Source organism: Spirulina major PCC 6313 (genome assembly GCF_001890765.1).
GTDB lineage: Bacteria > Cyanobacteriota > Cyanobacteriia > Cyanobacteriales > Spirulinaceae > Spirulina > Spirulina major.
In genome coordinates this window covers 3,468,676-3,482,745 of sequence record NZ_KV878783.1, presented here as the reverse complement: position 1 = coordinate 3,482,745, position 14,070 = coordinate 3,468,676, and the positions used below count along the sequence as shown (strand labels likewise).

The 14,070-nt window shown below is 53.3% G+C and carries 17 protein-coding genes; 9 read left to right on the top strand and 8 right to left on the bottom strand.

The annotated features are described in order from the left end of the window. The first annotated feature begins 21 nt into the window (after window positions 1-21). From SPI6313_RS15345 to SPI6313_RS15330, 4 genes are all read left to right on the top strand, one after another. Entirely contained in the window at window positions 22-1,098 is a 1,077-nt protein-coding gene (locus tag SPI6313_RS15345) for a type IV pilus twitching motility protein PilT (protein ID WP_072621789.1), read from the top strand. Between the two features lie 67 nt (window positions 1,099-1,165). Continuing rightward, window positions 1,166-2,395 (top strand): type II secretion system F family protein, encoded by a 1,230-nt coding sequence (locus SPI6313_RS15340; RefSeq protein ID WP_072621788.1) that lies wholly within the window; start codon window positions 1,166-1,168, stop codon window positions 2,393-2,395. Window positions 2,396-2,410: 15 nt separating this feature from the next. Further along, the gene (locus tag SPI6313_RS15335) at window positions 2,411-3,004 is read left to right on the top strand and encodes a hypothetical protein (protein ID WP_072621787.1); all 594 of its coding nucleotides are present in this window, start codon (window positions 2,411-2,413) and stop codon (window positions 3,002-3,004) included. Window positions 3,005-3,065: 61 nt separating this feature from the next. After that, window positions 3,066-3,554, top strand: coding sequence for a HugZ family pyridoxamine 5'-phosphate oxidase (locus tag SPI6313_RS15330; RefSeq protein WP_072621786.1), 489 nt, complete (start codon window positions 3,066-3,068; stop codon window positions 3,552-3,554). 8 nt (window positions 3,555-3,562) lie between these two features. Here the strand turns inward: SPI6313_RS15330 and psb35 are convergent, their stop codons facing one another. From psb35 to SPI6313_RS15315, 3 genes are all read right to left on the bottom strand, one after another. Next, the gene (gene psb35 / locus SPI6313_RS15325; RefSeq protein ID WP_072623172.1) at window positions 3,563-3,763 is read right to left on the bottom strand and encodes a photosystem II assembly protein Psb35; all 201 of its coding nucleotides are present in this window, start codon (window positions 3,761-3,763) and stop codon (window positions 3,563-3,565) included. Between the two features lie 94 nt (window positions 3,764-3,857). Beyond that, the gene (locus tag SPI6313_RS15320; RefSeq protein ID WP_072621785.1) at window positions 3,858-4,301 is read right to left on the bottom strand and encodes a DUF4079 domain-containing protein; all 444 of its coding nucleotides are present in this window, start codon (window positions 4,299-4,301) and stop codon (window positions 3,858-3,860) included. 141 nt (window positions 4,302-4,442) lie between these two features. After that, entirely contained in the window at window positions 4,443-4,799 is a 357-nt protein-coding gene (locus SPI6313_RS15315) for a DUF1830 domain-containing protein (RefSeq protein ID WP_072621784.1), read from the bottom strand. 386 nt (window positions 4,800-5,185) lie between these two features. Between SPI6313_RS15315 and SPI6313_RS15310 the strand changes: the two genes are divergently transcribed. Then, a complete protein-coding gene (locus SPI6313_RS15310) occupies window positions 5,186-6,793 on the top strand; it encodes a photosystem II high light acclimation radical SAM protein (RefSeq protein WP_072621783.1) in 1,608 nt (535 codons plus the stop codon). 104 nt (window positions 6,794-6,897) lie between these two features. Here the strand turns inward: SPI6313_RS15310 and SPI6313_RS15305 are convergent, their stop codons facing one another. Further along, window positions 6,898-8,388, bottom strand: coding sequence for an ArnT family glycosyltransferase (locus tag SPI6313_RS15305; protein ID WP_139276664.1), 1,491 nt, complete (start codon window positions 8,386-8,388; stop codon window positions 6,898-6,900). Between the two features lie 100 nt (window positions 8,389-8,488). On the opposite strand from SPI6313_RS15305, the gene SPI6313_RS15300 reads away from it, so the two are divergent. Together SPI6313_RS15300 and SPI6313_RS15295 are read left to right on the top strand one after the other, a co-directional pair. Next, entirely contained in the window at window positions 8,489-9,019 is a 531-nt protein-coding gene (locus SPI6313_RS15300) for a GIY-YIG nuclease family protein (protein WP_072621781.1), read from the top strand. 190 nt (window positions 9,020-9,209) lie between these two features. Continuing rightward, the gene (locus SPI6313_RS15295) at window positions 9,210-9,404 is read left to right on the top strand and encodes a hypothetical protein (RefSeq protein ID WP_072621780.1); all 195 of its coding nucleotides are present in this window, start codon (window positions 9,210-9,212) and stop codon (window positions 9,402-9,404) included. 76 nt (window positions 9,405-9,480) lie between these two features. Here SPI6313_RS15295 and SPI6313_RS15290 read toward each other — a convergent pair whose 3' ends face one another. Genes SPI6313_RS15290 through SPI6313_RS15275 form a run of 4 tightly spaced genes read right to left on the bottom strand, consistent with a single transcriptional unit; the run spans window position 9,481 to window position 11,624 of the window. Continuing rightward, window positions 9,481-10,167: a hypothetical protein gene (locus SPI6313_RS15290; RefSeq protein ID WP_072621779.1), complete on the bottom strand. Its 687-nt coding sequence runs from the start codon at window positions 10,165-10,167 to the stop codon at window positions 9,481-9,483. A 57-nt stretch (window positions 10,168-10,224) separates the two neighbouring features. After that, window positions 10,225-10,641 carry a hypothetical protein gene (locus SPI6313_RS15285; protein ID WP_072621778.1) on the bottom strand — a complete coding sequence of 139 codons (417 nt, stop codon included), beginning with the start codon at window positions 10,639-10,641 and terminating at the stop codon, window positions 10,225-10,227. Continuing rightward, window positions 10,638-11,255, bottom strand: a complete 618-nt coding sequence (locus SPI6313_RS15280; RefSeq protein ID WP_072621777.1) for an ImmA/IrrE family metallo-endopeptidase — start codon at window positions 11,253-11,255, stop codon at window positions 10,638-10,640. Before SPI6313_RS15280 ends, SPI6313_RS15285 begins: the two co-directional genes overlap by 4 nt. Before the next feature lie 24 nt (window positions 11,256-11,279). After that, complete coding sequence (locus SPI6313_RS15275; RefSeq protein WP_245788807.1) at window positions 11,280-11,624, bottom strand: helix-turn-helix domain-containing protein; 345 nt, start codon at window positions 11,622-11,624, stop codon at window positions 11,280-11,282. 107 nt (window positions 11,625-11,731) lie between these two features. Here SPI6313_RS15275 and SPI6313_RS15270 point away from each other — a divergent pair, with 107 nt between their 5' ends. Both SPI6313_RS15270 and SPI6313_RS15265 read left to right on the top strand, forming a co-directional pair. Then, a complete protein-coding gene (locus SPI6313_RS15270; protein WP_072621776.1) occupies window positions 11,732-12,697 on the top strand; it encodes a coiled-coil domain-containing protein in 966 nt (321 codons plus the stop codon). A 75-nt stretch (window positions 12,698-12,772) separates the two neighbouring features. After that, window positions 12,773-13,867 (top strand): coiled-coil domain-containing protein, encoded by a 1,095-nt coding sequence (locus SPI6313_RS15265; protein ID WP_072623170.1) that lies wholly within the window; start codon window positions 12,773-12,775, stop codon window positions 13,865-13,867. Window positions 13,868-14,070 lie beyond the last annotated feature (203 nt).

The window sequence follows — 14,070 nt, the reverse complement described above, 5'->3', positions numbered from 1 at the left end:
ACTGCCTAAGGAGCATCCACTATGGAATTAATGATCGAAGATGTCCTTGAACAACTGGTTGAAATGGGCGGCTCTGATGTCCATATTCAAGCCGGTGCTCCCCTCTATTTCCGAATCAGTGGGCACCTTCAACCTGCCCTTGGAGATGAGCCTCTATCTCCCCAAGAATGTCAAAAGCTGATCTTCAGCATGCTCAACAACAAGCAACGCAAGGAGCTTGAGCAAAACTGGGAGCTAGATTCATCCTACGGGGTGAAAGGCTTAGCCCGGTTCCGCCTCAATGTCTACAAAGAGCGGGGGTGTTGGGCAGCTTGTATGCGGGCGCTATCGTCTAAAATCCCGAACTTTGATATGTTGGGGCTGCCGGATATTGTCCGGGAAATGACCGAACGGCCGCGGGGCATGGTGTTGGTCACGGGCCAAACCGGATCGGGGAAAACCACAACGATGGCGGCGATGCTTGACCTGATTAATCGCACCCGGTCTGAGCATATTCTGACGGTGGAAGACCCGATTGAATATGTGTTTCCCAACATCAAAAGTCTCTTTCATCAACGCCAAAAAGGGGAAGATACCAAAAGTTTCTCCAATGCGTTGAAAGGGGCACTCCGCCAAGATCCCGATATTATTTTGGTGGGGGAAATGCGGGATTTAGAAACGATCGCCCTCGCCGTATCGGCAGCAGAAACCGGTCACTTGGTGATGGGAACACTGCACACCAACTCGGCAGCAGGGACGATTGACCGACTGTTGGATGTGTTCCCCCCGGAACAGCAGCCCCAAATTCGCGCTCAGATGTCGCAATCGTTGCTGGCGGTGTTTAGTCAATGTTTGGTGGCGAAGGCGAACCCCAAACCGGGGGAATATGGACGCTGTATGGCCCAGGAAATTATGATCGTGACACCGGCGATCGCTAACCTGATCCGTGACGGCAAAACCTCCATGATCTATTCCTCGATTCAAACCGGGATGAAAATGGGGATGCAAACCATGGAGCAAGCCCTCGCCAAGTTTGTCAAAGATAAACAGGTTACATTTGAAGAAGCGGCCGGAAAATGCAGCAAGCCTGATGAATTACAGCGGCTCTTAGGGAGATAACCCCCACCCGATCGCTTCTTTTTCGTTGATTTTACCCTTGTCACTCTTGCGAGTTGGATTAACTGCCATGCCCCAGTTCACTGCTGAAGTTCAAGATTCTAAAGGCAATAAGCTGAAAGAAAAGGTCAAAGCGACCTCAGCCGAACAAGCTCGGATGATGCTCCAAAACCAATATTCCAGTATTGGCAAAATTGAGCGATCGGGTATGGGGTTTGACCTCAATGAACTGTCGGAAAAATTAACCTCCGTCACCGTCAAAGACAAAGCGGTTTTCTCACGGCAATTCGCAGTGATGATCAATGCTGGGGTGGCAATGGTGCGATCGCTCAGTATCCTGCAAGACCAATGCCCCAACCCCAAACTCAAAAAAGCCCTCACCGGCATCAGTGCCGACGTGCAGGCCGGGGTCAGCATCAGCGAAGCAATGCGGAAATATCCCGAATGCTTTGATCAACTCTATGTTGCCATGGTGGATGCCGGTGAAACCGGTGGGGTGCTGGATCAAGTTCTCGATCGTCTGGCGGTCTTGCTCGAAAACATGCAGCGCCTCACCAACCAAATCAAATCCGCCATGACCTATCCCATGGCGGTGGGTTCCTTGGCGGTGATTGTCTTCTTTGCCATGACGATCTTTTTGATTCCCATTTTTGCGGGCATTTTTGAAGACCTCGGAACAACCCTACCGCTGCTCACTCAGATCATGCTGATCTTGAGTAACTTATTCATCCCCGATGCGAACGACTGGTGGTTTTGGCCCGTCTTTCTCGGTTCTATTTTTGGCATCACCACCGCCTACAAAATCTATTACAAAACCCCCGCCGGACATTTACAAATTGATGCCTTTTTCCTCAAAGCACCCCTCGTTGGTGACCTGAACACCAAAACCGCCGTCGCCCGCTTCTGCCGGATTTTCGGGACGCTGACCCGTTCCGGTGTCCCCATTTTGAACTGTATGGACATTGTGCGGGATGTGGCAGGCAATCAAGTGGTAGCCAATGCGATCGAACGGGCCAAATCCGAAATTCAACAGGGGGGGATGATTAGCGTCGCCCTCGAAGAAGAGGCGGTGTTTCCCCCCTTGGCGATTCAGATGATCAGTATTGGTGAAGAAACCGGGGAATTGGATTCCATGATGATGAAAGTCGCTGACTTTTATGAAGATGAAGTCGAACAGTCTGTCAAAGCCCTCACCAGTGTGATTGAGCCGATCATGATGGTAGGGGTGGCAGCTTTGGTGGGGGTGATTCTTTTATCGATGTATCTGCCGATGTTTGCTGTGTTTGATGAACTTGGCTAATTGAATGGAGTTTTTATGCCTGTGAAATCGTATTATTACGAAACCCTGCTCGCGGAATATAGCAATCGGGATGCAGCGATCGCACTCCTCAAACAGCATCGCCCGTACCTCGAAATGATTCCGAGTATGCGGCGACCCTACGACAGTGTGATTCCCCTGCCCTTGCCCATTGCTCGGATTCGCCACCCCAAACCCAATCAATCATCGATCCAATACACCCCCAACACCGCCCGCATCTTGGACTGTGACCTGGCCATTTTGATGTGTGATCCGGAATGGAAAATCAAAATGGGGGTGGAAATTTTGGTCTTCATCCATCGTCCCCAGGAAGACTTTTCTGAACTCTTAATGCGGTGGCGCAATACCCAAATACACCTCGATAAAGACTATGAATGGGTGATGCCACACCGCTATGAAGATGTGATCAGTGAAGGGGCAGAGCGGGTTTACCCCCTGTTTGTAGTCTTTTCCGGTACGCCCGAACGGATTCAGCGGGGGTTAGCTGGTGCATCGCTCCCCTACATCATCCACACCGTACCCGATTATGCCGAGGGAGATGATGATGCGGGGTTGGTCTGGCAGGAAAATGAACTCGAACTTGAGGAATAACCCCCGGCCCTGTGCCGGGTGATGCGTTGATCTGTGCCGTTGCTCTAATGTTGTTGTCGTGATGACCTCCCCGGATGACCCCCAAAGCCTGTATCTTGATTTTCCCCACCAGTTCCAAAGCCTGGTACTCAGCACGGTGAGCGGGGCGGGGGTCCCCCATGCCAGTTATGCGCCGTTTGTGATCAATGCCGCTCGTCAGGTGTATGTGTTGATTAGTGGTCTGGCGATTCATACTCAAAACATGCTGACGACTCAACGGGCGAGTGTGATGTGGCTTGAGGATGAAGCCCAATGCCAACAAATTTTTGCCCGTCGCCGCTTGACCTATGACTGTACGGTCACAGTGATTGAACGAGAGGCGGCGGAGTGGGAGGCGATCGCTGATCAATTTGAGGCGCGGTTTGGCGCAATGGTCAAAACCCTACGGAGTTTAGAGGATTTTCAACTGGTGTGTCTCACCCCCCAGGGCGGCCGCTTTGTGATGGGATTTGGGGCCGCCTATCGGATCAACGGTGAGGATTTAGCACATCTCTATCCTTTGCGAGGTTGAGGGGAGGATTATTCTGCGGTTTCGTCCTCTTCGTTCACTTTCGGCACGAAATCAGGGCGATCGCGCCCTTCCCAACCCGCCGGACGCTTGGAGTTATACCAAGCGATCGAACCAATCCCCACCGCTGCGATAAATCCCACCACATAAACAGCGGTAAACGCAAGAGGCAATTCACCCAACACCACCGTAACCCCGAACATTGCTTGCATCATAATGTTTGTGAACAACGATAAACCGTAAAGGTATCTTAACAAAGCCTGAGAAGCCTAGGCCAGGATTCCGCGATTCGGTCGAGTACAGCATTTAAAGTGTTGATCCTGGTAAATATTTCTGCACCACGGCCCAGCCCGTCCACGACACCCAGAGAAACCCGGCGAACAAGACCCCGTTAATACTGAGATGCAAGGGGCGCACCCAGGGCCGCCGTCCCACATTTAACCCCGTCGCCGCCGAACTTAACACCAGCGCCACCACGATCAACCCCGCCCCCAAATGCCAAGAATGACCCAGGGAACCATACTGTCCCAACGTGCCCACAATGCCGATGGACAGCAGTAGCAGCACTAACAGAACCAGTGTGATCCCAATCGTGAGATGGAGCGGACGCAACCACAGGGGCGCGGTTGGATGCGATCGCCCCCATCGCATCCATAGGCCGCTCAGGCCCAGCGTGCAATATGCCGTCAAGGACAACCCCATCGACCATGCGGCAATCTTCCATAGCCATAAAAAGGACGGTAAATCCACAATTGACCCTCTTTCCGGTGACAGGTTTCGCACTACTCTCCACCTTATCATTTAGGTCAGTCTGCATTAAAAAACTGGACTAAGGCAATTAGACTCAATCCAGTATTTAAAACAGTTTTAATTATGAGACCAGCAATAACGTTAAACCGTTAGAGGTTCTTCGTTACTATGGCTAGCATGGTCAGAACCTTGAGCCGCTTCCGCTTCAAGATTGGGTGCTGGAGGAGCGTCCACGCCGTCTTCCGCATGAACCCGCAATTTATGGCAGGGGATCGTGTCTGACAAAATGGCACTTGCCATCATGCCGGTGTGTATTTCTAAAAGTGCGCCAGGCAATGCTTCAAAAACAAGCCTTTGACCGGGAAAGACAACCCGCTCAAAGTACCAATTTTCAATATTGGTAATCCGAGCAATTTGAATTTGGCTGGTGGCGTTGACGTAACAACAGAGTGTCGGATCATCAACACTACTCGGTACAGGATCAAAAATCTGAGCCATAACGATTCAGGCCCTCTATATAGAGATTTACTATTCATTAACATTTCTACGTTAACACTCTCAGTTGAAGAGTTGTTGTAAACACGACTACCAATAAAAAAACAAGCAGAACCCCTAACGACCTTCTGGTCACCGAGTCTAGTCATGTATGTTACAGAGTGTTTCACGGACAGAAATGCCCTATGTTCATTCACCCATAGCGTCGAACCCCTGTCAATCGTGGTACTACGGAATTCAGCGATTCCGTGGGAGGTTGTAAGAGATGGGGCGAACCCGTTAAATTAAGTTATGTAAAAGATTCTCAGCGATCGCCCTCTCCCATTCAGCAAAGATCCAGATTCACCCTCAGGATGCTTTCCCCTATGGACTCAACTCACACCCCTACTATGTCCCACTCTGCTGCTCTCAACCCCACTGAAAAAATTCTCTACGTCCGCCTGCCCTGCAACCCCATTTTTCCCATCGGTGTAGTGTACTTGGCGGATCACATGCATAAATGTTTCCCGAACATTGAGCAGCGCATCTTTGACCTCGGCACGGTTCCCCCGCTGGAGTTCGATCAATCCCTCGATGCCGTCATTGATGAATTTCAACCCACGTTGCTCGTCTTCTCCTGGCGGGATATCCAAATCTACGCCCCGGTGGGCGGGCGCGGCGGCAATCCCCTGCAAACTGCTTTTGAATTTTACTATGCAAAAAATCCGCTGCTGCGGCTGCGGGGGGCGATGGGCGGCTTGAAAGTGACCTTGGCTTATTACGGCGAACTCTGGCGCAACAACCGTTTGATTAAACGAGGAATGGCACGGGCCCAACGCTATAACGCCAATATTCGTACCGTCGTGGGCGGTGGTGCGGTCAGTGTCTTTTACGAACAGATGCAGCACCGGTTACCGAAAGGTACGATCATTTCCGTGGGAGAAGGGGAAACCCTCTTGGAAAAACTGCTGCGGGGGGATTCCATTGCCGGGGAACGGTGCTACATCGCCGGGGAAACGGAACCGCGCGATCGCATGATCCACGAAGCCCCCACCCCCCTCGAAAAAACCGCCTGCCACTACGACTACATCGCCACCATCTGGCCCGAATTTGAATATTATTTCCAAGCCGACGACTTCTATATCGGTGTCCAAACCAAACGCGGCTGCCCCCATAACTGCTGCTACTGCGTCTACACCGTCGTCGAAGGCAAACAAGTGCGGATCAACCCCGCCGATGAAGTAGTGGCCGAAATGCGCCAACTCTATCAACGCGGCATCCGTAACTTCTGGTTCACCGATGCCCAATTCATCCCCGCCCGCCGCTACATCGAGGATGCCATTGAACTGCTCCGAAAAATCGTCGCTTCCGGCATGACCGATATCCATTGGGCCGCCTACATCCGCGCCGATAACCTCACCCCGGAACTCTGCGATCTGATGGTACAAACCGGGATGAACTACTTTGAAATCGGCATCACCAGCGGCTCTCAGGAACTCGTGCGCAAAATGCGCATGGGCTACAACCTCCGCACCGTGTTGCAAAACTGCCGCGACCTCAAAGCGGCGGGATTTCAAGATATGGTTTCGGTGAACTACTCATTTAACGTCATCGATGAAACCTTTGACACGATCCGCCAAACGATCGCCTACCATCGCGAACTCGAAGCCATCTTCGGGGCGGATAAGGTCGAACCTGCGATCTTCTTCATTGGCCTCCAACCCCATACCCACCTCGAAGGCTATGCCCTCAACCAAGGCATTATCAAACGTAACTATGACCCGATGAGCATGATGCCCTGGACAGCGCGGAAACTGCTTTGGAACCCGGAACCCCTCGGCTCGTTTTTCGGGGAAGTGTGTTTGCAAGCCTGGCAACAGAACCCTAATGATTTTGGCCGCGAGGTGATGGCGATTCTGGAACAGCGTTTAGGACGGAGCGAGTTAGAAGAGGCGCTCTCGGCTCCGATGAATGAAAGCGACAAATCGATTCGCAAAGACTTGGTGGCCCTGACCTAATTCCCATGCAAAACCGGGGCATTGCGTAGGGGTTTGGTCTCCAAACCCTTCACGAGTCAACCGACGCGATCGCGCCTCAGTGGGAGGGCATGGGAATCATGTCCCTACGGGTCGCGCTGCAAGTGATAGTACCGAACGGTGGGATAGTCAGTGGTTGTGAGGCGATCGGGATACAGTTGGCGGAGAAAATCTTCGACGATGGGGAAGCGGCCGATCAGGAATTGTTGAAGGTCGTAGGTTTCGATCAGGTCGCGGAGTTGGGCGGCGGTGAAGTCTTGGGCGGCGATGCGTTTGCGGGAGAGGGTCGCGATTTCCGGGGGGATGTTGCGGTGGGTGTAGAGGCTGTAGATGGGGATGTCGGTGAAAAACCAGGCATCGGGGGCGGGTTGTTCGGCCTGGAGTTGCGCGATCGCCCCTCGATAGGCTGCGCCCCGTTGGAGCAGGTCGTGATTGTTGAGGTGTAAGAGCGTCAGTTTAACGGGAATGGCAACGAGGACAAAGGCGATCGCCACCCAGGGCCAGGACACCTGCTGCCAACCCTGGGCCCGCTGGTGCAGGGTTGTCCAGCAAATTTTGAGGCCGAGGGTGGCGAGCCACACCAAAGGCAGAGTGATCAGGAGGGCGTGGTGATACCAAATCGGTTTGTGGTTGATTAAAAACACCGTCACCCACAGCAGCCAGAGGAGCGGTAGGGTGTTGAGTTGGGCCGGTTGGCGGCGCGATCGCCTCACCTGCGCCATGATGCCAAAACAGGCTAAACCGACATGATCTAATTCCTGGGCATAAAAAAGCGCCACATCCCGCAGGCTATGTTCCTGGACAAAGGCCGCTTTTAAATCCCCTTGGACATGAAACAGAAAGGCATCATCTAACGACATTCCCCAGAGCCATTCCAATCCTAAAAATGCTAAACCGAGACAACCACCCCACAGCAACAGCCGTCCCCAGCGGTGGTGCTCCCACCAGGCTTGCCAGGATAATGCAGCCCCGCCAGCCCAGAGATACAGCCCCCATAGGGGTAAGAGCAGAATCGTGAACATTTTGTATTGCAAGGATAGGGCGGCGGTGAGACCGGCGATCGCCACCCAGTACCAACGCTGCGACTCGTGATAGCGCACGATCGCATAGAGCGACAGGATCAAACAGGCCAGTGACGGCATCCCAATCATCACCGACACACTCAACCGCAGAAAATTCGCCGTCAGGATTAACAACCCCGTCCCCAGCAGGGCAAAGCGATCGCCCACCGCCCGCCGCAACACTTGCGCAAAGGCCCACACCAACACCATCGAAAAACCGAGAATGAGCGATCGCCCCGCCATAATCGAATCTCCCCACACCCGGAGCCACGCCGCCAACGTCACCGTTAACAACGGCGGTTGATCACTCCAAATCGTGCTGAGGGGATAGCCTTGGTTATAGAGCAACGCTTTGACCATCTCTTGGCCTTCATCGGAATCGAACTGAAACATCGTCGCTAGCGGCATCAGGAGAAGCGCGATCGCGCCAAACCCCAGCGGCACGCCCAGATTAAACACCCATGGGGACAACGGCATGAGGGGCGGAGCATCCGGAGGCGCAGCAGAAGAGTTCACAAGTGTATTTGATAGCAGATCTCAACATGCTATCAACCCACGAACAGGCCTAGAATGCAAGGCACTATGCCAAAATCAACAGGTTACCCGTTGCTTGCCCATGACTTCAGAACTTCCCACCCTGACCAGCCTTGACTACATGCCCTACCTTGAAAGGGGCGAAATTGCCAACGAATGGCAGCAAAAAATTGGTGTCTATGCCATTTTTGACGCCGATAATGTCCTACAACTCGTAGACTATTCCCGCGATATTTATCTGAGTCTCCGTCAACATCTTGTCCGGTGCCCGGAGCAATGTCACTGGCTCAAAGGCTTCATGATCAACCGTCCCAGTCGCACGATTCTAGAAGATATTCGCCAAGCCTGGATCACGGAAAATGGCACCATTCCCCCCGGTAATGATCACGAGTCAGAACGCTGGCATAATCCCATCGATACCAAGGGAGCGATGACCCCTGAGGAGCAAGAGCGTTTCTCTAAACAAGAAGAGCGCGATCAAATCAAGCTGCTCAAAACAGTGGCGCGACGAGTAGAAGCGGACATTCTGAGCCAGTTGGAACAGAGGGGCGTGACGATGCAAATTCGCTTCAATCCTAAGTTAAAGGAACAGGGTTTATTGGATGTGAAATAGGGCGGTGGGGTTTCTGCTGCGGTCGAATCGTGATCTAGATCACGATTTAATCAGGGCGCGATCGCTCTTTTCCTGTTACCGTCATCAGTCCCGCAGGTATGCAGGTTCACAACGAGGGGTGTGACCCTATCACCGAAGATATCTCGCAAAACCGGGATACTAGTAATTGTAGAGAGACACCCCAAGACCCATGCCCCAACTCCAACTCCTCCCCGGCTCCATCTCCGCTATCCTCGCTGACGCGGCTGAAACCAAAACCCTCACAAAGAGCGATCGCTACGGTCTCCTTGCTGCCATCCTCGACGACACCATTGAAGACGACGAACGCCGCGCCATTGACCGCATCCTCCGTTCCGTTCACCGGGGTCGCCTCAGCATCGCCTAAACCTTGCCTTTGTCTCTCTACAATTCACGTTCTACCAAACCCAGCCGCAACGCTGGGTTTTTTGTGCGCCACGCGATTAACGGACGGTTTGCCAGATTAGGCTGAGGGCGGTGACTTGGGCGAGGGGTTCGGGGTGGGTGGCGATCGCCTCTAAAGCCGTTTCGCAGGTGTCGGTGCTGACGCGGCTACAGGCGGCACTGAGGAGCGATCGCAAGTCTGTGCGGGTTTGGTTGGGGCTGTACCATTGATTGCTCCACACTGCCCTTGCGCCGTTGGGATAGTTCCAGGTTGAGCCAAATGTGGCGGCTTGACCGTCGGGATAATACCACTGTTGGCCGAATTTGGCCTGTTGACCGTTGGGATAGTACCAGATTGAGCCTTGCTGCACGAGTTGGCCGTTGGCGTAACGCCAGAAGCTGCGCCGGGTTTGGGTGGGGAAAAAGCAGGCTACTTGGCGTTCTCCGTTGACGGCATTGGCGAGGGGGCTGCGGCCTTCGGCGGCTTGGGCGAGTTGGGCGATGGTGCTGAGTTCGACGCATTCATCGGAGAGGCGATCGCGCCGTTCCCGTCGATAGACACGCCCCCGGCCACAGGCTTCAGCTTCTAAACGCGCTAATTCATGGCTATCACGACCGATGAGAATTGCGATCGCGCGAATTTCCCGAATCCGCTGACAATCTGAGGTCGCCAGCGCGGGCGGCGTTCCGAGCCACCCCAGCGCCAAAAGTCCTAGCCCAATGCCCCCCAAGACTGCTTTGATCATGATCCTGTCCCTGTATTGATTTCACCGTAGACGCGCCTTGAGGAGATTTTTCTCCCGTTACCAATAGGGGCGGCCTTTAACAAACACACCGAGCAAAATCATGATCAAAGCCGGTTGAGACAATTGGGTGATTTGAAAGATCGGCAAGGGCAACAGACTTTTCAGCCCCAACGCCACCACCAAACAGAGCACCAACGCCCAAAGCGTCCCGGAATTGAGATAGAGGGGTTGTCGCCACCGTTCACTAAAATAGACCCCCAATACACCGATGCCGAACACCGCGAGGAAGGGCACAAGGAACCCTAGGGGCGGGTTCAATAACGCCATAAAAAAGCTGTTAATCACGGTATTTTGCAGGCTGATTAAGCCGGCCATAAACCACTCGATCGCAATCACCGCCAAGAGCGTCACACCGGCAATCTTCGCCAGTTCCAGCCAGGGTTGATTGGTAAAGCCACGCCAAGGATTCGTCATGATTGTTTCAAAATAGGGGTTTGGGTCGATTCTGGCACATCGGTGATCCAGCCGAGATCTTTCAAGCGGTGGATCAGGTTGGAGATGGTCACGCCCATATTGTCGGCGAACTGGTAGAGCGATCGCCAATCCTGCACGTCTTGGGGGTGCGATCGCGCCTCCATCACAAAACGCGGCATTAATAAACAAGTGGCGAAATATTGCGCTTGCCATTCAATGCCCTCGGCTTCGGTGGCATTACGGCAGAGAAAGGGGGAAATCTTGAGGTGAAGACCCCGTTGGGCGAGGCGTTCGGCGCGGGCGATCGCTCCTTGATCCAAATGCAGCACCCAATGGCCAATCTCATGGGCCAGGGTCGATTCCCCCAGCCCCCCCTGTAACGATGGCAACGATTCATTCATCTCAATCAACCGCTCCAAGGGCAAAATCCGCGCCGCAATCAACCCCCGACCATCATCGGGAATCACATCCCACACCACATCTAAGCCCAAAAATTCCGCCACCACACTGCTATCAAGGGGGAAATCCTGCACCGTCAACCCCATCGCCGTCAAGACATCCAGGGCCCGGCATTCAATCTCATGCTTGGACAAAAAACGAAACGGACGAATCATGACGCAGTCTTTAACACTCCAACTCTAAGACTCCAACTCTTCAGCCTCTTGGAACAGTTGCCGGGCAAATTCGGGGTTGCTGCGAATGCGGCGGAACAGCATCGGCATATCCTTGTAATGCTTGCTGAGGAGGTCTTCCTGTTGTTGGGGAACGCGCCCGGCGAGGAAGATCAGTTCTTCAGGATCAAGGTCGAGTTTTTGGGCAAGGCCGCGAATCACGTCTTCTTTGGGGGCGTATTCGGCGCGGTTGTTTTCGAGCTTCGAGAGATAGGTAAAGTCGATTTTGATTAAGGTGGCGAGTTCCCGTTGACTGTAGCCTTTGATTTTGCGGGTTTGGCGAATTAGGTGACCAAATTTCTTGTTTATCATGGGCGGTTGTGGTCGTGAGGGGTGATCTATGACTTCAGTATAAAATCTCTTGACGTAATCTTCAACCAACGGTTAGACTAGAGGAAAGTTGATTTAAAATTCAATCTATGAGTGTCGCCCCTCCCACCGACAAAGCCCAGATCCTGAAAGACTTTCAAGCGCTCCGCCAACAACAAAAACAGTCTCCCTCTCCCCTGGCCACAAAAGAGGAAGAAGCCGAAAAAGCCAATAATCAAGCCCTGTTAACCCAGGCAGCAACCTACACCACGGATGCGATCGTTAACGGTACGGCAACCTTACAACTGGAGTTTGGCGCATCGATTACGGCCCTGGCGGATCGCCTGGGGTCGGAAGCGGCTAAACTCGCCACGATCCGAACAGCGATCGCGGTTGCCACGACGCAGCGGGCTGACTTGCAAAATGTACGATTGGTGGCCGATGCGCTGTATCTCCTGCGTCAGGGACATCAAGCCCAACTCACCCAACTGGCCACCCAAATCCAAGCGCAGCAGGACAAGGTGCAGGCGGAACAGGTGCAGACGCGCAAGGAATGGCAGCGTGAGGCGGCGGAGTTTGAGCAGCAGCAGCAGGAACAACAGGCCCGGATTCTGGCCGAACGGAGCCAAGCCGAAGCGGACTACACCTATGAGTTGGAGCGCGATCGCCAAGTGGCCCTCGATGCATTTAACGAACGTCAACGCCAACAGGAGCGGGATATTGCCGATCAAACTGCGGCGAACGGCAAAGATTGGGCCGCACGGGAAGCGATTTTAACCGCCAATGCGCCCACCTTCGCCACCCAACAGGCAGAAATTGCCGGCTACGAAGAACGCTTAAAAACCGCCGAGCAGGAGGCTAAAGTTGAAGCGATTAAAGAGGCTGAACGCACGGCTAAAGTGCAATCCGATTTACTCGAAAAAGAATGGACAGCGGAACAGCAGGGCTATGAATTACAACTCACGTCCTTAGAAACCACGATCGCTCGCCAAAATGAACAAATTGCCGACTTGATGGCGCAGTTACAAACCATTAATCAACAAGCTCAAGCCTTGGCAACGCAGGCATTTAGTTAGAAATTGACCTGTTTTTGACGATTGGTTCATGGGCATTTTTTGCCCCTAGATATTCATTATTTGGAGAGAATGATTATGGCTCGTGCTGTGAATGGGAAAAATACGAAAGCTGAGATTTTGGCGGCGTTTAAAGAATTGCAACAGGAAAAGGCGGCGCTGGCGGAGGAGTTGAAGCGATCGCAACAGGTGGCGGCGAAGGCGCAGGCCAAATCGCCCGTGGTGGCGAGTCCGGCCAAAGCACCGGAGCAGATTTCTAAGGTGCAGAATACCCCTTCGACCATTGAAAAAACGATCAAAAACTTACAGGATGTGCAGGTGGGGTTTAGTCGCTCGGTGAGTCATTTATCGGAGCAATTGCTGAATGAGGCGAATCAGTTGGCGATGTTGCAGGATGATATTGCTGAGCGGCGATCGCAACTGGCTACCTTGCACGATTTAACTGATGTGGATGACACCACGTTAGAGACATTATTGACCACCTACGACGAACAAGAAAAAACCCTGGCGGCGGAATTTCGCGATCGCCAAGAAACCCTTGAGCAAGAATTTGTGGCTCTCTGTCAGGCGTGGCAAAAGGAACAGGAAGAGCATCAACGCCAGCTTAAAGATCGTAATGAAACAGCCCGTAAAACCCGCGATCGCGATCAGCAAGAATATCGCTACGCCCTCCAACTCGAACGCACCTTAGATCTTGAAACCTATCAACAGGCTTGCCAAGCGCGGGAACTGGCGTTAACTGAAGCCCTCCAAGCCCAGCAAAAAACCTGGGAGGAGCGGGAGAAAGCGATCGCCGACCAAGAACGCGCCCACGCCGAAGCCAAGGCAAAGGTCGAGGCTTTCCCCGCTGAACTGGAGAAAAGCAAGAAAAATGGCCAGGAAAATGGCCGGAAAATTGGCACTTATAACGCGAAGGTGCGGGCTGATCTCCGCCAAAAAGAAATCGAAGGGGAGCGACGCAACTACACCCTGCGCATTGGGGCGTTGGAGACGACGATCCAATCCCAAACCGAGCGGATTCAAGCTCTGACGGCTCAGTTGGTCGCGGCCCAGAAACAGGTGCAAGACTTGGCGGTGAAGGCGATTGAAGGGGCGGCCAATCGCAACGAATTGGAAAATATGAAAGCGATCGCCCTCGAACAGGCAAAAAACCAACCCAAAGGCGGCCGTTAAACCTGCTCCGCAATGCAACAAGGGGCCTAAGCCCCTTGCCTGCTCGCCTTCTCGTAACCAGGCGTTCTTCTCGTGACCTAGCGTTCTTCTCATGCTGTCTTCTCGTGACCTGGCTCTGCCGGGTCATGCTGGTTAGGAAGGCTCTGCCTCCCATTGGCTCACCCCATCGGCGGCAGAGCCGCCCGAATGCCATGTCATGGCTC